The 18,152-nt window shown below is 39.7% G+C and carries 16 protein-coding genes; 2 read left to right on the plus strand and 14 right to left on the minus strand.

The features are described from left to right. Position 1: 1 nt before the first annotated feature. Genes J8L85_RS04770 through J8L85_RS04815 form a run of 10 tightly spaced genes read right to left on the minus strand, consistent with a single transcriptional unit; the run spans position 2 to position 8,770 of the window. On the minus strand, positions 2–457 hold the full coding sequence (locus J8L85_RS04770) for an ABC transporter permease (RefSeq protein ID WP_211015059.1): 456 nt from the start codon (positions 455–457) through the stop codon (positions 2–4). Positions 458–462: 5 nt separating this feature from the next. Beyond that, positions 463–897: a hypothetical protein gene (locus J8L85_RS04775; protein ID WP_211015060.1), complete on the minus strand. Its 435-nt coding sequence runs from the start codon at positions 895–897 to the stop codon at positions 463–465. After that, a complete protein-coding gene (locus J8L85_RS04780; RefSeq protein WP_211015062.1) occupies positions 898–2,031 on the minus strand; it encodes a beta-ketoacyl-ACP synthase III in 1,134 nt (377 codons plus the stop codon). It lies immediately after the preceding gene. Beyond that, a complete protein-coding gene (locus tag J8L85_RS04785) occupies positions 2,031–2,957 on the minus strand; it encodes a dialkylrecorsinol condensing enzyme DarA (protein ID WP_211015064.1) in 927 nt (308 codons plus the stop codon). The genes J8L85_RS04780 and J8L85_RS04785 overlap by 1 nt, the downstream gene beginning before the upstream one ends. Beyond that, complete coding sequence (locus J8L85_RS04790) at positions 2,954–3,841, minus strand: lipid A biosynthesis acyltransferase (protein ID WP_211015066.1); 888 nt, start codon at positions 3,839–3,841, stop codon at positions 2,954–2,956. Before J8L85_RS04790 ends, J8L85_RS04785 begins: the two co-directional genes overlap by 4 nt. Positions 3,842–3,865: 24 nt before the next feature. Further along, positions 3,866–4,108, minus strand: coding sequence for a phosphopantetheine-binding protein (locus J8L85_RS04795; protein ID WP_211016298.1), 243 nt, complete (start codon positions 4,106–4,108; stop codon positions 3,866–3,868). Between the two features lie 2 nt (positions 4,109–4,110). Then, entirely contained in the window at positions 4,111–5,334 is a 1,224-nt protein-coding gene (locus tag J8L85_RS04800; protein ID WP_211015068.1) for a beta-ketoacyl-[acyl-carrier-protein] synthase family protein, read from the minus strand. A 16-nt stretch (positions 5,335–5,350) separates the two neighbouring features. Beyond that, positions 5,351–6,097 (minus strand): 3-oxoacyl-ACP reductase FabG, encoded by a 747-nt coding sequence (gene fabG, locus J8L85_RS04805; protein ID WP_211015070.1) that lies wholly within the window; start codon positions 6,095–6,097, stop codon positions 5,351–5,353. A 19-nt stretch (positions 6,098–6,116) separates the two neighbouring features. Next, complete coding sequence (locus tag J8L85_RS04810; protein WP_211015072.1) at positions 6,117–7,238, minus strand: WG repeat-containing protein; 1,122 nt, start codon at positions 7,236–7,238, stop codon at positions 6,117–6,119. Then, positions 7,235–8,770, minus strand: a complete 1,536-nt coding sequence (locus J8L85_RS04815) for an aromatic amino acid ammonia-lyase (protein WP_211015074.1) — start codon at positions 8,768–8,770, stop codon at positions 7,235–7,237. The genes J8L85_RS04810 and J8L85_RS04815 overlap by 4 nt, the downstream gene beginning before the upstream one ends. 116 nt (positions 8,771–8,886) lie before the next feature. Between J8L85_RS04815 and J8L85_RS04820 the strand changes: the two genes are divergently transcribed. After that, positions 8,887–10,134: an NAD(P)/FAD-dependent oxidoreductase gene (locus J8L85_RS04820; protein ID WP_211015077.1), complete on the plus strand. Its 1,248-nt coding sequence runs from the start codon at positions 8,887–8,889 to the stop codon at positions 10,132–10,134. A 36-nt stretch (positions 10,135–10,170) separates the two neighbouring features. Here the strand turns inward: J8L85_RS04820 and J8L85_RS04825 are convergent, their stop codons facing one another. Continuing rightward, positions 10,171–10,773 carry a hypothetical protein gene (locus J8L85_RS04825; protein ID WP_211015079.1) on the minus strand — a complete coding sequence of 201 codons (603 nt, stop codon included), beginning with the start codon at positions 10,771–10,773 and terminating at the stop codon, positions 10,171–10,173. 452 nt (positions 10,774–11,225) lie between these two features. Here J8L85_RS04825 and J8L85_RS04830 point away from each other — a divergent pair, with 452 nt between their 5' ends. Continuing rightward, the gene (locus tag J8L85_RS04830; RefSeq protein WP_211015080.1) at positions 11,226–12,884 is read left to right on the plus strand and encodes a solute:sodium symporter family transporter; all 1,659 of its coding nucleotides are present in this window, start codon (positions 11,226–11,228) and stop codon (positions 12,882–12,884) included. Between the two features lie 9 nt (positions 12,885–12,893). On the opposite strand, the gene J8L85_RS04835 is transcribed toward J8L85_RS04830, so the two are convergent. The 3 genes from J8L85_RS04835 to metG all read right to left on the minus strand — a co-directional run bounded on the left by J8L85_RS04835 (position 12,894) and on the right by metG (position 18,125). Continuing rightward, on the minus strand, positions 12,894–13,727 hold the full coding sequence (locus J8L85_RS04835) for a phosphatase PAP2 family protein (RefSeq protein ID WP_247656555.1): 834 nt from the start codon (positions 13,725–13,727) through the stop codon (positions 12,894–12,896). A gap of 158 nt (positions 13,728–13,885) precedes the next feature. Beyond that, the gene (locus J8L85_RS04840; RefSeq protein ID WP_211015082.1) at positions 13,886–16,027 is read right to left on the minus strand and encodes a Tex family protein; all 2,142 of its coding nucleotides are present in this window, start codon (positions 16,025–16,027) and stop codon (positions 13,886–13,888) included. 28 nt (positions 16,028–16,055) lie between these two features. Further along, positions 16,056–18,125: a methionine--tRNA ligase gene (metG, locus tag J8L85_RS04845; RefSeq protein ID WP_211015084.1), complete on the minus strand. Its 2,070-nt coding sequence runs from the start codon at positions 18,123–18,125 to the stop codon at positions 16,056–16,058. Positions 18,126–18,152 lie beyond the last annotated feature (27 nt).

Raw genomic sequence — 18,152 nt, forward strand, 5'->3', positions numbered from 1 at the left:
GTTACACTTCTTGGATCAGACAATTTAAAGTACAATCTACGATTAAATCATCATTTCTAAAAGTACTGGAACTCATGGTACAGATACTTAAACCTTCTGTATCGTATCTAGAAATGAGTTTTGCTTTCGTGACTATGGTGTCGTTGACCTTGGGCAAACCATAAATTTCCACTTTTTTAATAGCACTTATATAGCCTACAAGTTTGTTGCTGGTGCCTTCTAAATCCTCTTTGTCAAAATAGCTTTGTCCTACAATGGCGGAACAGGTTTGTGCGGCATTTTCTATAAGGCCGGCCTCAACAAAATAATTATTGTCGATAAAAATACAATCGGAGGTGATATGGAATTCTGTGATTACGGATTCTGGACCTATAAAAGGCATGTTGCTTACCAAAAGCATCGGGGGCCTGTGTGGCAAGAACTTTTTGATGTCTATTTTATAACGGCCTTCTTCCATAGTAGTTAAGCTAAAACTGTTTTTATTTCGCTGTTCGCTACTAGTTTATTGTTGCATTCTACCTTGGCCTTTACCAATGTTACGCCCATAATATCATGTAGAATATCGACGGTGGTCACCAATTCATCTCCTAGTTTGGGCAATATGAAAATTTCGGCTTTTTTTATTGCCCCGATATAGCCAATGGGTGCAGGTTCGTTTTTTAGATAATACTTGTAACCGGTATGCATGGCAACTGTCTGGGCCATGTTTTCAATTAATCCCGGTTCGTTAAAAACATTGTCTTTGTAAAAAAGATTGTCTGCTTTAATGGTGAAACCAGAAGTAATCCGATCTTCGCTAAAATGATGCAATTTGTCCACCATTATAAAGGGCCATTTCTGGGGTATTAGATCGATAATAAAATCGAAATTTGCAATGGGTGGTTTTAATAGGTTCATTTAACAAACGGTTAAATAGGCGTACATGTATGAAAAACGGGCACTTTCGGGAACATGTAAAAGTATTCTGTCTCCTTTTTTTAATTTGCCCGAAGCTACTAATTCTTCTAACATTACGTATATGGATGCGGCTCCGATATTACCAATATGTTCTAGGTTCAGAAACCATTTTTCCCAAGGCATTGGAATTCCTTGCTTTTCCATTTCCTCATACAGCCCTTCTTTAAAATAATAGGAAGAAATATGAGGTAGGTAATAATCCACGTCCTCAGGGCCAATACCGTGTTTTTCGTAGGTCTGTTTTAAACTATCTACACCTTTGACCAGTATGTTGTTGCCTAATAACCTGGTGTCTTGCTTCATAGCGAATAGGGACATTTTCCCCCATTCGGTAGCAGGAAATTCGCTCCAAGGTTTTAAATCTCCGTCCTCTTTTTTTTCTGCCCCGGCGTACATACATGCATCCATTTCAAAAGCGTAGGAGTAGCCGTCCATCCACTCTATTTTCAAAGGCGTCGGCCCGTTGGGCTTACTTTCTAAAAGCACCGCTCCGGCACCGTCGGACAACATCCATCTTAAAAATTCTTTGTTGAAGGCCAGCATAGGGTTGTCCTCCAAGCTTTTTAAATGCTCCACTTCGTTTTCGAACACGTCGTTCTTCATCCAAGAAGAGGTTCTTTCAGAACCAGCGCATACTGCATTCTCCACTTGGTCGGTCATAACCGACAGGTATCCGTATTTTAAGGCGTTCATTCCTGAACAACAAGCACCAGACGGAGAATTGATCTCCATATTGGTGTTTTTTAAATACCCATGTACCATAGCGGTATGTGAAGGTAAAATTTGATCGGGACTAGAGGTGCCGCAGGATAATAATTGAATGTCTTTGGTCGTAAAACCGTCGTCGCACAATTTTTCTACCACCTCTTTGGTCAATTGGGCATTGTTATGTGTTGGATTGCCATTTTCGTCGATTGCGTAATAGCGTTGTTTAATCTGATTGTTTCTGAGAACTATACGACGAGCTTTCGAGGCCTTCCCGTTGATAACCCCTAGTTTTTTCTCCATTTCCTCATTGGAGACAGGTTTGTTTGGTAAAAATTTGGCAATTTTTGTTATAAATACGTCTTTCATTAATTCTCTTTTAACTCAACCGATGAAAAATAAGCTATGTCTTTTTTTCTTCGTTTATAGCTCGGTAAATAAGCTATCAAAAATACGATAAAAACTATAGGGGCTATGACCCATATGGCAAATAACAAATAAATTTTGAACAAACCAATCCATTTCAGGCGTTTGGGGGTTCCAGGGGCTCCTTTCTTTATAATTAGATTCGCCCATTTATTGAATAGTATATTACCGCGCTCGTCCGTCTTTATTAAAAAAGGATTAACGACCAGACCTCCCATTTTTACCAATTTGTCTTGCAATTGGATAAAATTATTGGAAAGCAATGCTTCTTTTATCGGGGTTCCGAACCGTGCCGCTTCTTGTATGTCTTTGTCGGACACGCCAGGTTTTGGAAAAATTCCCAAATAGCGGTCTTTTTTTCCCGAAAGCATCCAGTGTGCAATGGTAATTACACTAATGTTGTTCATATTACGGTCCACTAGGGCTACATGGCCCACTAAATTTGCACCCGCATCACGTAACAGGCGCTTCATTTTTTCTTGCGCCATGAGCCACATGTTTCTACAGGCGACGACCGTGACTACGGGAGTGTCCTTTAATACTTTTTTAGCCGCTTCTGATTTTAAAAATGAGTTTATCGGAATTGATGGCGTAAGATACCAAACCTGATAACCTAACAGCACAAGATCGTATTTCTTATTCAAGATCTCTTTGGACGGGGGTTGGAAATTGCGGGGTATCTGTAAAAAGGACTCGGGGAAGACATCATAGAATTTCTTGTTCTCCCAAGGAAACTCAAAGATTGGGTCGGGTATTATTTCGAAGTAATTAATGTTTATACCTTCGCCATGTATTTCTTTGGCCATGTTTTCCAATATGGTCAAGAGTTGACCCGTTTGGGTGTAATAAACAATTAATACTTCTTTCATTTTTTTAGGCTGTCTTTCCAAAAGTCAAAATAATTAAACCATTGCAGGGGGTATTTTTTTAATATCCATTCCATGCTCAGGGTATATTCTTTGAGCAGGGCCTGAGGGTCTCTGGCCTTTGCTACCGCTTTTCTCGCATATAAATGGTACTCTCTTTCCGGTCCTTTCATGACATAGACGAACAGTACCGGAACTTTTAAGCGAGATGCCAAAACATAAGGTCCCATAGGGAATTCCGCTTCGGCCCCAAGAAATTCTTGTTTCAAGGTTTTTGTTCCGGGAAGATAACGATCTCCGGTAAAAACAACTAATCCTCCTTTGTCCAATGCCGCATGAATTTCAAATATGTGAGACATATCGTCTTTTACAACTATGAACTCCATAGATGATTCCGATACTTGACTTTCCATGTATTCTTTAATGTTCTCCCTCTCGGCATGGGTCGTTACCATATGTATTTTTGAAATGGAGTAACGACTTTCCAAGAAGTAATGAGACACCTCAAAGTTGCCTATGTGTCCACTAATTAGAATACCTCCTTTGTTCTGTTTTAATAAATGGTCTATATGTTCAATACCATCATGTGTGTACGAGAATTTATCCTTAAATACGGTCGATATGGCAAACCGGTCGGTAAGCACCTTGCCCAATGCATAGTAGTTCTTGTATATGCACAAGATACTTTTCGTGGTAGAATACTTTAATCGTTTTTTAAAGTAATAATAGATGGCCTTTGAGCTATCAAAAGAGAACAGAAAATAATAAAGTACTATAAACCGAAGTATAAAATAGGCAGTGCCTATTCCAAAAGTTTTAAGGAAAAAAATGTACAGTTTATATCCTAGTAGAGTGCCTTTTGATTTTCCTTTCCACTCGGTTGCCATTGAATTTTGGTTCTTGGTATTTGCTTAGTCCAGTTTTCTTTCTATTAGGTCATAGAAGTCCTGCAATGTTACGATGTTGACAAAATCCTCACCTACCAACTTAACCCCGAAATTGCTTTCTACGGCAACTACTAGATCCACAAAATCCAAGCTATCCAAGCCAATGGCCTCTTTAAGGTTGGCACCAGGTTCCAATGCTTCTTCCTCGACCTCAAAGTCGTCTATGAGAAAGTCGTTAATTTTTTCAATTATGGTTTGTTTGGTCATCATTATTGGTCAACACTTTTTACGATTAAAGCGGAATTTGTTCCGCCAAATCCAAATGAATTGGACAAAAATACGTCAATTTTTTTATCTATCGTTTTACGGGCAATGTTTAGTTTGGCAGAATCTTCGTCTGGGTTTTCCAAGTTAATATTAGGGGCGATAAAACCGTTTTGCATCATTAACATAGAATAGACCACTTCACTGGCGCCTGCCATCCAACACTCATGGCCTGTCATAGATTTTGTAGAACTTACAAAGGGTTTGTTTTCTCCAAAAACTTCATGAATCGCCTTTGCTTCATTGGCATCGCCAACGGTTGTAGAGGTTGCATGGGCGTTTACGTAATCTATATCAGAGGTTTTAAGGGTGGCGTCCTCTAATGCTTTTTTCATAGCTCTGGCAGGGCCGTCAACATTGGGCGTAGAGATATGGTCACCATTGGAAGAAAAGCCGTAACCGACCACTTCGGCAAGTATGGGTGCGCCACGTTTTACGGCAGATTCGTAGCTTTCTAAAATTACGGTCGCCGCACCACCGCTGGGTATTAGGCCGTTTCTGTCCTTATCAAAGGGTCTAGATGCCTTGGTGGGTTCGTCCGGTCTAACGGCGAATACTCCCAAACCGTCGAAACTTGCCATAGAAATATGGTTGATCTCTTGTGCCCCGCCCGTTATTATACAGTCTTGAAGGCCACTTTTTATCAGTTGGTACGCAAGCCCGATAGAGTGCGATCCACTGGCGCAAGCTGCACTTAGGGTAAGGTTGATGCCCTTTAGTTTAAAAATGGTGGACAGGTTCATGGTCACCGTAGAGTTCATGCCCTTGAAAATGGCTCCTGAACCTACCAGGGTCGTGTCTTTTTTCTCTTTAATGGTATCTATAGATTGTACAACGGATAGTGCTGTACTATCATTGCCATAGATGATGCCTACTTCGTTATTATCAAAAAAGTCTTGGTCTATTTTTGCGTTTTTCATCGCTTCGAGAGAAGCTACATAGGCATACCTGCTTTCCTCGCCCATACTTATACGTTGTCTTCTGGAAAGCATTTTTTTTAGGTCGGGGTCTTCGACAACCCCAGTTAATGGAGACCTATAGCCAAATTCTGTACGAACTGGGTCGATGGATATTCCAGATTTTCCTTCGTAAAGAGATTTTTTTACCTCTTCTAGATTCTTGCCTATACAAGAGTATATGCCCATACCGGTAATTACTACTCGCTTCATCCTCCTCTTTCTTTTACTATGAATAAATACCTCCGTTAATATTTATTACCTCTCCCGTAATGTAAGATGCCTTGTTAGAGGCTAAAAATGAGACTACGTCGGCCACCTCTTCGGGTTTGCCAAATCTATTTGCGGGTATCATTTTTTTAAGTTCCGACTCGTCCAATTCTTCGGTCATGTCGGTTTCAATAAAGCCTGGAGCAACTGCGTTTACAGTTACTTTTCTTTTTGCAACTTCTTGTGCCAAGGCCTTCGTGGCCCCGATTACAGCACTTTTGGCAGCGGAATAGTTGGTTTGTCCGGGAGTACCTTTTAAACCGGATACAGAAACTATATTGATTATTCTTCCGTATTTATTGACCAATAATTTTTGTATCAAGGCATTGGTTACATGGTAGAAACCGTTAAGGCTGGTGTTGATCACAGATGACCAATCTTCTGGGCTCATCCACATGAAAAGACCGTCTTTTTTTATTCCGGCATTGTTTACCAATACTTCGATAACCGCATTTTCGTTTGTATTGTGCCAATTGTCCAAGGTAGATTTGACACTTTCGTTGTCGGTAACGTTGAATTGTATTATTTCTCCAGATCCGCCCGCTGCTTCTACTAGGGCAAGCGTTTCCTCGGCGGCCGTTTTATTGGTGTTGTAATTTATCAGTAATTTATAATCCAGGTCCTTGGCCAATTGTATGCAAACAGCTCTTCCGATTCCTCTAGATCCGCCTGTTACCAAGGCGTACTTGGTCTTTTCCTTTCCCATTTAATTTTTAAATTCCTTTTTAATTCTTTACGAACGGTTCCGCATTTTGGTACCATTTGTTACCTAAAAGCTCTCCTTTTGTATTAAAGAAGCCCCATCCTTTTTTAGATTTTAGTCTAGCATAGTCGCCTAAAAAGCCTTTGTCATTGTTACCTGCTAAAAAGGCCAATCCTGCAGTAATGCTGTATTCTGTCGGAATTATCATGTTTCCGGAGGTGTCGATGAATCCCCAATTTTTTTCTTTTACGGGTGCCAATCCGTTGGCAGAGAATACTTCGGCATCCCTATATTGAAAATCTATGACCGTTTTACCTTCCATATCTATATACCCCCACTCTTTGTCTTTGGCAACGGGTGCCAATCCGTTGGAGAATGCTCTTGCTTTACTGTATGTTGGTGGTATTACCCATTCTCCCTTAGAGTTTACAAAACCTGTTTTTTTATCTTTTCTTGCATAAGTAAGGCCAGAATCACCATGAAAGTTCCATACTTTATCTGCGCCTTCGATTACGTTAAAAGTGCCGTTGTGTATAATTCCGAAATTACCTCCTTTTTTTCCGTACACTCCAGAGGTGTTGTAGGTATTCCCGATTTCTTCATATTCAAAAGGGACGATTACTTCACCCTTATTGTTGATCATGCCCCACAACTCTCCTTTTCTGGCTTTCGCATAGCCATCTCTAAATGCTTTTATTTCATCATAGGTAGGCTCTAGAATGGTTTTGCCATCGGTGCCTATAAGGCCTATTTTGTCATTTTGGCGAATAAGGGCCACACCCTCTTGAAAATCGTAATATTTATCCGATGCCGGTGCATTAAGTTCTTTTTCGTTTTTATCGATATACCTCCATTGATCGTCCTTTAAGACCAGTGCGTAACCGGAATTGAAGTATTTGACCTTGTCGTACGTTGGTTCAATGACCCATTCTCCTTTTGTATTGATAAAGCCCCAGGCCTTATCTTTTTCTGCTGCTGCCAAACCTTCAGAGAAGCTTTTGGCTACTTTGTACTGTGGTTTTATAATATATTCACCAGACTTGTTGATGTAACCGAACAGCCCGTCTTCGCGAACCAAGGCCAGTTCCTGGGCAAAGGACATCGAGAAACAGAATACTAATAATAGTGAGAAAGCTTTTTTCATGACTTTTTATTTTGATGGTTTATAATATAGTTCTTTACTTCATTTACATAAGGATACATAACCTTATCTTCTTTGAATGGGGGAACTATTTTACGAACAGCATCGTACATTTTTTTGGTTTTCGAGGAAACCTTGTCCTTTACTTCCAAATATTCTATTGCCTGTACAATAGTTATCATTTCTATGGCAACTACCTCAAAGGCGTTTTCAATTACTTTTTTTGTAATCAGGGCCGCGTTGGTACCCATGCTTACAATATCTTGATTGTCGTTATTGTTCGGTATACTGTGAACGTACATGGGGTTCGACAACATTTGGTTTTCTGCCGTTGTCGATGTGGCCGTGAACTGCACACCTTGCATTCCGAAATTTAATCCTAATGTACCTAAATTAACGAAAGGAGGCAAGATATCGTTTAACTTAGAGTTAAGAAGGTAATTAAGTTGTCTCTCGGCGAGCATACTCATTTTCGTAACGACTATTTTAAGCTTGTCCATTTCTAGGGATACGTAATCGCCATGAAAATTACCGCCATGGTAAACATTTTGTTTTTCGATGTTTACGATGGGGTTGTCGTTGGCAGAATTCACCTCTTCTATAAGAATTCGTTCAACTTCGTTCAAGGTATCCAATACGGGACCCAATATTTGGGGAACACAACGAATAGAGTAGTATTCTTGTACTTTTTCTTCGAACACGGCCACATCATTGTTGGCATTGTATAAATGATGTTCTCTTTTTCTGGTCAAAGTACTGTCCTCTAAATGGCTGCGCATAGATCTTGCGATCTCTCGCTGGCCTTTGTGTCTTTTGGTTTGGTTGAGTTCAAAAGAGAGATGGTCGTCATAGGCCTGCATAATTTCATTGATGGCGGAAGAACAAGCAATGGCCCATTCTAGCAATCTTCGGGTGTAAATGGTATTTACAATGCCGATTCCGGTCATTACCGAAGTACCGTTTATAAGCCCTAGCCCTTCTCGCAACTCTACTTTTATAGGTTGTATGCCCTCTATTTTGAAAACTTCTGCTGTGGGTCTTTTTTCTCCTTTGTAGAAAACTTCGCCTTCACCTATAAGTACAAGTGCCAAATGTGCCAATTGGACCAAATCTCCACTTGCCCCGACACCGCCATGTTCATAGATTAAAGGGATAATATCTTTGTTCAATAATTCTGTCATTACCTTAACAACAGATACGTGTACTCCAGAATTCCCCAAGCTTAAGGTGTTTAACCTTGCCAACATGGCCGCTTTCACATATTTGGGAGGAATCGGATTTCCGGTTCCGGAAGCATGGCTGCGTATAAGATTGTACTGCAGTTCCAATGTTTCCGAATCTTTTATCTTGTATTGGGCCATGGGGCCAAATCCGGTATTTACACCGTAAATAACTTTGTTTTTTGAAAACTCTTTTAAGAAGTTGTGACTTTCTTCTACTGTGCTTAGGAGTTTATCTGAAAGGTGAATGTCTTTTTTCTCAAATATGACATCGTAAAATTCCTTAATTCCTAGGCTTCCTGTAATTTCTGGCATGTATGGTTGATTCTGTAAGGTTTATATAATACCTTAGTCTTTATAAAAAGGATTCTTGTTGCGCAAATTTAAAATAATTAGCGAATTAGGATACTTATTGTCAGGGAAATAATCCAATGAAGAAAAAAGAAAAAGTAGATGTATTGATTATTGGGGCCGGGCCATCTGGTTCTGTTGCGGCTTCTTATCTGTTTAACGAAGGCTTTTCCGTAAAGGTAGTCGAAAAGAATAGGTTTCCTAGGTTTGTTATCGGTGAAAGCCTAATTCCGAGGTGTATGGATCACTTTGAGGCAGTTGGTTTGTTGGATTGTCTGAAGGAAAAGGGCTTTGAAATTAAGACCGGGGCAAGGTTTTTACAGGGGGCTAAAGCTTGTGAGTTCGATTTCAGTAAGAAACATACCGAAGGTTGGGACTGGACTTGGCAGGTGCCACGGGCCGATTTTGATAAGACATTGACAGACGAACTAATAAAAAGGGGCGTTGATATCGATTTTGAAAAAGAGGTTACCGCGGTTGATTTTGTTGACGACCGCTCCGTTACTACTATTTTGGACAAAGATGGTAATACATTAAAAGTCGAAGCTAGGTTTATAATAGATTCCAGCGGTTTTGGTAGGGTATTGCCCAGGTTATTGAATCTGGACAAACCTTCTGAAATACCAAAGCACTCTTCTATATTTACACATGTAAAGGATGTAAACAGACCCGAAGGTTGGGAAGGCCATAGAATTACCTTTGATATCGTAAGCAAAGAAACGTGGCTATGGGTGATTCCTTTTTCCGATGGGTATACCAGTATCGGGTATGTAGGGCCAACTGAATATTTGGCATCTTTTAAAGGTACCAATACCGAAAAACTTCAAGAAATGATGAAGCTGTCGGATCATTATTATGAGAGGTTTCAGGACCTGCCTTATGAGTTTGAGCCTAGAATATTGAAGAATATTGCTAAGTCGGTTAAACAGTTATATGGGGATGGATACGTACTTACGGGCAACAGTGCCGAGTTTTTAGATCCGGTATTCTCTTCTGGGGTGGCTTTTGCAACAGAGTCGGCTCATTTGTCCGCTAAATTAATTGCAAAAGAACTTAGGGGGGAATCGGTTGATTGGGAAACCGAATATTCGGACTATATATTAGAAGGTGTACGTGTTTTTTCTACCTATGTGAAAGAGTGGTATACGGGCAATTTGCAGAAAATTTTCTTTGCCGATTCCGAAAATCCTGTTATTAAGTCACAGATATGTGCAGTGCTTGCAGGCTATGTGTGGGACAAGACGAATCCGTTCGTTAAAAACCATCATAGGCTAGTGAAAACAGTGGCACATATAACGGATATGGAAAAAGAAAACGCCAACAGTTAACTGTTGGCGTTCAAACAATTCAATAATTGTCGGTCTTTATTTTAAAACCTTTTTCTTTATAACATTGGCAATGTTCTTGGCCAGTTTTGCATAGCATTCGGCAATTCTGTCGCCAGAGTTGTAATCATACCCCATTGAACCATATCCTTGCACGTCTTTATATTTGCCTTCGAAAAGTACGGTTGCCGGATCATCGGTCTTATAAATGGTGAACGTAGCGTCAATTTCCGCATTGTGTCTTACGATGCCTACGTTATACCCTGGGTAGATTTTTGAGGTGTGTATTTTCATAGTGTAATCGGCGGCATCTTCGGTGACCGAAACAACCCCGTCGTCAAATCTTTTGTTGAACGATTCAATGAACTTGGGGTGGTAACGATTGGGTCGGTCACTGAACCAATCATTTTTAAAACGCTCGCCATCACCAGCCTTTTTTTCTTCCCTTTTATCCATCTTATCTTTTAAAAACGCTTCTTCGTTGTCAAATTTTGGAATCTGTACATCGGTATAGTCAAATACCAAACTATAGGTGTCTATCCCTTTTAAATTATTATAATCACCTTCCTGTATTTTTAATTTTTGGGCAGATGCGCTAACAATGACAAGCATGGCGAAGAATGAGAACAGTTGTTTTTTCATGATTTTGTGTTTAATTAAGTGTTTGATTATTAATATTTAAAAAGGATAAAGGTTTGTTTGTTATCGAGTAACCCCAAGATTGAACGTATTTAAACGGATTTTATTCTAAATGTTCCATTTAGTCATCTAAGGCGGCAAAAATCATTTGTCTAAATTTTCATGACGTATCATCATTGATTTTAGTTTTTTTGAAGAACTAAAAAGGCAAAACTTAAAGGAAAAATAGTAAATACCTCATTTAAAAGTGGTTTTGTATAAATGTAACAAAAGTTTTTTTTATTTAATCCGTAATATGTGAAGAGTAATTCTGTATGTATTATATTAGAGGCCGTCATTTTATATTGTTTTCATAATTTTTTGTCTTACGGCTGCTTTTTAAAGTGTGCCGGTGATTATATGAAAGATATAAATACCATTGTGAATTCGATTAACCAACAATACAAATTTCTAATATGGATTTTCTTTCAATATTTTCTTTTCTCGGTTTTACTTTATTAGTGGCTATTATAGCATGGTACGCTACTCGTTCTACCAATGAGAAATCTTCCGATGGATATTTTTTAGGAGGCAGGAGTCTTACCGCCGGGGTAATCGCAGGTTCTTTGTTGTTGACCAACCTTTCAACAGAGCAGATCGTCGGATTGAACGGTAGTGCCTATAAAGATGGGTTGTCCGTAATGGCCTGGGAGACTTTGGCCGCCATGGCCATGGTGGTTACGGCTATTTTTTTATTACCTAGATATTTAAAAGGAGGGTTGACGACAGTACCCCAGTTTTTGGCCGACAGGTTCGATGTATCTACAAAGACGATAACCTCTGGATTGTTCTTGACAGGTTATGTGGTAGTGTTGCTTCCCGTAATTCTATATTCAGGCTCCGTTGCCATCAGTGGAATGTTCGATGTTCCGGGGATGTTCGGAATATCAGAATCTTCTGCACTTATCTATTGTATATGGGGTATTGGGGTTATCGGTTCTATTTATGCCGTTTTTGGTGGTTTAAAAGCGGTAGCCGTATCTGACAGTATTAATGCGGTAGGGTTGATTATCGGTGGTATTCTGATTCCTATTTTTGGGCTTATGGCCATTGGTGACGGAAGTGTTACCCATGGTCTGGATGTTTTGATGAGTGCAAATCCCGAAAGGTTCGATTCTACAGGAGAGAAGGGGCAAGAGGTTCCTTTTGTGACCATTTTTACCGGAATGATGTTGGTTCAGCTTTTTTACTGGGGTACGAACCAACAGATAATACAAAGAGCGTTAGGTGCCAAGAACTTGGCAGAAGGGCAAAAAGGATTATTATTGGCCGCTTTTTTAAAGATTTTAGGGCCTATTATTTTGGTTTTACCGGGCATGATAGCTTATTATTATTTTGAAGGTGGATTGTCATCCAGTGATTTGGCATATCCGGAACTGGTAAGGGCCGTTCTGCCAAAAACCCTGGTCGGTTTCTTTGCCGCTGTTTTGTTCGGTGCGATCTTGAGTTCTTTCAATAGTGTACTTAATAGTTCTGTTACCTTGTTCGGTATAGATATCTACAAACAGCATATTAATAAAAATGCCTCTGAGGTTACGGTGGTCAAATATGGTAAAATATTTGGAATATGTTTGGCTTTGGCGGCAATGTTCATTGCTCCTTTGATTGCAAATGCAGGGAGCCTTTTTAACTATCTGCAAGAAATAAATGGTATCTACAGTATCCCTATTTTTACGATAATCGTAATAGGTTATTTGACTAAAAGAGTACCTGCCATAGCTGCGAAAATTGGAATTTTCTCCGGTTCTGCCCTGTATATTCTAAGTCAATTTATCATGAAGCCTCATTTCGTAGACAAAGCTTTGGAAGAAGCTAAAAATGCGGGTATTACCGATCCGGGCCAATTAAATTTGGTTGAAGCTGATGCGTATCCCCATTATTTACATGTTATGGCTATTTTATTTGTAATGAATTGCATCATAATGCTCGTAATAGGTAAGTTTTACCCAAGAAAAGAAGCTTTTGAGTTAAAGTATACAGAGCAGGTTGATATTTCCCCTTACAAATATGTAAAAGAGGTAGGTATTGCCATTGTGCTTATTGTTGTGGGAATCTACATTTACTTTGCTAAGTAGATTTAAAGGTCAAAACTGAATTTGGACACCTACTTGCCCAGGGGCAAAATTGAGGTTCCAGGCCAATTTTTTGTTTTGGGCATTGTATTTTTGGTCATATCTACTATCTAGGTAGCGATCTATAGATTCAACGGTAAATATACTGATGGCCATACCCAACGCTACATCTGATAGCCAATGTTTACCTTCCCAAAGTCTTGATATGCCAGGGATGGACCCCAAGGTGTATATGCCCGTTTTTACCCAAATATTACTAAATTGTTTGGCAATTGCATGTGCGTTGGTCATTGCCAGAATAGCATGGCCCGAAGGGAAGGAATGATATTTTTTGTCCCCCGCCCAAAATGGATTAAAAGTGTCTTTGCTCTTTCCGCTGAGAGGTCTTGCGCGACCTACGGCAGATTTTAATATTTGTTGCAATAATCCGGCAGATGAGGCCGAAGCGATTAATAGGACCCCGGTTCTTCTAAGTTTTTCATTTTTAATGGCAAGTCCTGTTAAGTAAACACCTCCAGTTACCATATAATTGTATGAAGGACTCCCGTATTCAAAACCGTAATCACGTATTACTTCAGGTACATCTTGTTTAATATCCCTTAAATAATCGCTTACAGGGGTGTCTACGAGGTAGATGATAGCTGTGCCGCCCATAGTGTAACCAAGGTTGGCCCAATCTTTTCCTTGCCAGTGCAAGGGTCTGGTATAGGAATGGCCAATACCTCTGAAAACACTTCCCATATCATAAGTGAACATTTCCCAACGGGTATCAATACTGTCATTTATTACACTTTGCCCTTGTGTATAAAATGAAACAAGAAGGAAGAAAATGATAAGATGTTTCAATGGCTTTAATTAAAAAGGTTTATTAGTATAGGGTGTTTTGGTTATCTATAAACCAAATAGGGGCAAGATTACATAATATATTTATTGTTTTTTCTATAATCTTGTTTTTTAACAATCTTAAAGATATATAAATTAGAGGGTTATATATTTTAGGAAAATTACTTGTGCAATTTTAACTGAATTCGTTTTCTTGAAATATCTACCGCCAATACTTTTACGATTACCTGTTGGTGTAGGCTTACGTGGGCGTTTACATCTTTTACAAATCCGTCCGAGAGATTGGACACGTGTATAAGTCCACTTTCCTTTATCCCTATGTCCACAAAGCACCCAAAATTGGTGATGTTGTTTACAATGCCGGGCAATAATTGGCCTTCCCTTAAATCGGTTATCGATTTTATGTTTTGGTCAAAAGAGAAAACCTTCGCTTTTTCCCTACGGTCCAATCCTGGTTTTTCCAACTCTGAAAGAATGTCCTCTAAGGTAGGTATGCCGATCGTGTCGGTACAATAACGGGTTAGTTCAATTTCCTTTAACAAGGCCTTGTTTCCTATAAGTTCAGGTACTTGTTTATTTTTGTCAGAAGCCATTTTTTTGACTATGGCATAACTTTCTGGGTGTACAGCGGAATCGTCCAAGGGGTTTTTGGCATCTTTTATGCGTAGAAAACCTGCGCCTTGTTCAAAAGCTTTTCCTCCCAACCGGGGTACTTTCAAAATTTCTTTTCTACTGGTATAAGACCCTATTTCTTTTCTATATGACACTATGTTTTTCGCAAGTTTGGGGCCAATTCCAGAAACATAACTCAATAAAGGAACGCTGGCAGTGTTAATGTTTACACCCACCGAGTTTACACAGCTTTCTACGACCATGTCCAAAGATTTTTTTAGTTTGCTCTGGTCTACATCATGCTGGTATTGTCCGACCCCGATAGATTTTGGGTCTATTTTTACCAATTCGGCCAATGGGTCTGCCAACCGTCTGCCGATAGATACGGCGCCTCTAACGGTTACATCGTAGTTAGGAAATTCTTCTCTGGCGATTTTAGAGGCAGAGTAGATAGATGCGCCCGCTTCACTGACTACAAAAACTTCTATAGGGTGTTTAAAGGCTACCTTTTTTACTAGGCGCTCTGTTTCTCTGGAAGCTGTTCCGTTTCCTATGGCAATGGCTTCTATTTTGTAGGCATCCGCTAAAGAGCTTAATTTTTTGATAGCCCCGGATACGTCGTTTTGAGGGGCGTGGGGGTAAATGGTTTCGTTGTGCACCAAATTACCTTGCGCATCTAGACATACGACTTTACAGCCGGTTCTAAAACCGGGATCAATCGCCAAAATGCGTTTTTCGCCCAAGGGAGCCCCTAATAATAACTGTCTTAGGTTTTTAGAAAAAACAGCAATGGCATCGTCATCGGCCTTTTCTTTTGCTTTCTTCAGCAGTTCGTTCGACAAAGAGGGAAACAACAATCTTTTATATGCGTCGGCAATGGCCATTTTAATATGGTCGGCACATTCATTGTTTGTTTTGATAATTCTACGTTCAATACGGTCCAGCAGCCTTTCTTCGTCCAATTCAATTTTAACCCGGATGAATTTTTCTGATTCAGCTCTCAAAATTGCCAGTAAACGATGCGAGGGGCATCTGTTTAAAGGTTCGCTCCAATCAAAATAATCACGAAATTTTTGAGCTTTTTCATCTTCTTTTTTAGTAGAGATTACCTTTGTGGTAATCAATGCAAAACGTTCGAGTTGCGTACGTATTTGGTCACGTATATCGGTTCTTTCATTGATCCATTCGGCAATAATGTGCCTGGCCCCCTCTAAAGCATCGTCTTCATTTTCTATTTCGGGACCTAAATATCTGGAAGCAATAAACTCTATTTCGTCCGAACGTTGGGCCATGATGATTTTTGCCAAAGGTTCTAGGCCTTGTTTTCTGGCTACTTCCGCTTTTGTCTTTTTGCTTTTTTTAAATGGAAGGTATAGGTCTTCCAGTTTGGTCAAATCATCGGCTGCTTCAAATTTTGCCTTTAATTCGTTGGTCAATAGCCCTTGCTCCTCGACCGCTTTAAGAATTGCTTTTTTTCTTTTTTCAATCGTTTCGAACAGCTCTTTGTATTGAACGATTGCCCCGATCTGTACTTCATCTAGTCCGCCGGTCTTTTCTTTTCTGTAACGGGCTATAAAAGGTACGGTGCAATCTTGGTCTAAAAGTTCTATGGTGTTCTGTATGTTCTTTTCTGCAAGTTCAGTACGTTGCACAACATACTTGACCAAAGTGTTTTTTTCGGTAATCGTCATTTAAAAAGAAATTTTAAAAGCTATCCGTTTAGCTTATTGTTGATCCATTGTCCACCCCGTCTTCATCAGGGTTAACGAATACCAGTTTGCCTTCTGCGTTTTCGGTCATTAAGATCATACCTTCACTTTCAACACCTCTCAAGGCTCTTGGTGCTAAATTTACAAGTACGGTAACTTTTTTCCCTACGATTTCTTCTGGCTTAAAGCTTTCTGCAATACCCGAAACAATAGTTCTGGTGTCTAAGCCGGTGTCTACCTTCAGCACTAATAATTTCTTGGCTTTCGCCATTTTTTCAGCCTCTACTATGGTGCCGACACGCATATCCAGTTTAGAAAAATCATCGAAAGTAATGGTGTCTTTTTGCGGTACAACTACCTTGTTTTCTTGTTCGTTCACTTTTTTTGTGGCTTCTAGTTTGTCTAATTGTGCTTGTATTTCAGAATCTTCAATTTTTCTGAACAATAACTCGGCCTTGTTAATTTTGTGGTCTGCAGGTAGTAATGGCTCTTCTTTGGATACACTTTCCCATTTTAGGCCTTGTTCTGAAATAGCTAGAATATTCTTTAGTTTTTTGGAGGTAAAAGGTAAAAAAGGCTCACTTAGAATAGCAAGGCCCGTAGCAATTTGTAAAGCTACGTACATTATGGTTTTTACCCGTTCTTCATCTTGTTTTATAACTTTCCAAGGTTCTTCGTCCGCTAAATACTTGTTACCGAGGCGGGCCAGGTTCATTAATTCTTGCCCAGCTTCCCGAAAGCGATAGCGTTCCAAAGAGCCAGAGATAATCTCTGGGAATTTTTTTAGTTCTTGGAGCGTTTTAAGGTCTACATCAGTAAAATTGACCGGTGTAGGTACTGATCCATCATAATACTTATTGGTGAGCACTACGACACGATTAATGAAGTTACCAAAAATGGCAACCAATTCGTTATTGTTTCTTGCCTGAAAATCTTTCCAGGTAAAATCGTTGTCCTTTGTTTCCGGTGCATTTGCCGTGAGGGTGTATCTTAATACATCTTGCATGTCTGGAAAATCTACAAGATATTCATGTAGCCAGACAGCCCAGTTTTTTGAAGTGGACAGTTTGTTGCCCTCCAAGTTCAAGAATTCGTTCGCAGGAACATTGTCCGGAAGTATATAATCTCCGTGTGCCTTTAAAATGGAAGGAAAAATTATACAGTGAAAAACAATATTGTCCTTGCCTATAAAGTGTACCAGTTTAGTGTCTTTGTCTTTCCAATATGGTTCCCAATCTTTGTTGTTTTGTTGGGCCCACTCCTTGGTGGAAGAGATATATCCGATAGGGGCATCGAACCAAACATAAAGTACTTTTCCTTCTCCACCTTTTACGGGTACGGGTATCCCCCAATCGAGGTCTCTTGTTACGGCCCTAGGTTCTAGGCCGCCATCTATCCATGATTTACATTGGCCGTAAACGTTAGGTTTCCAGTCGTCTTTGTGTCCTTTTAGTATCCATTCCCTTAAAAAGTCCTCATACCTGTTAAGGGGTAAAAACCAATGGGTGGTTTCTTTGGTCGTAGGTACGGTACCTGTAATGGTAGATTTTGGATTAATTAGGTCGGTGGCATTTAAGGACGAACCACAATTTTCGCATTGGTCGCCGTATGCTTCTTCATTTCCACATTTAGGACAAGTGCCTACCACAAAACGGTCCGCTAAAAATTGCTTTGCTTCTTCATCATATAACTGTGCAGTGGTCTCCTCTATAAAATCATCTTGATCATAAAGCTTCTTAAAGAAAGCGGATGCTGTGTCGTGATGCACTTTTGCCGATGTTCTAGAGTAATTGTCGAAGGCAATTCCGAAGTCTGAAAAAGACTGTTTTATAATACCGTGGTATTTGTCGATTACATCTTTTGGGGAAATTCCTTCTTTTTTCGCCTTCATTGATATGGCTACACCATGTTCATCACTTCCACAAACAAAGACTACATCTTTACCTGTTAATCGCAAATAACGCACATAAATATCTGCAGGCACGTATACACCTGCCAAATGTCCAATATGTATAGGGCCATTGGTATAGGGCAGTGCTGCGGTAATCGTATATCTTTTGGGTGTTTTTATTGTGGACATCTAAATTTTTATTAGGGCACAAAAATA

Source organism: Maribacter sp. MMG018 (assembly GCF_018100785.1).
Classification (GTDB): domain Bacteria; phylum Bacteroidota; class Bacteroidia; order Flavobacteriales; family Flavobacteriaceae; genus Maribacter.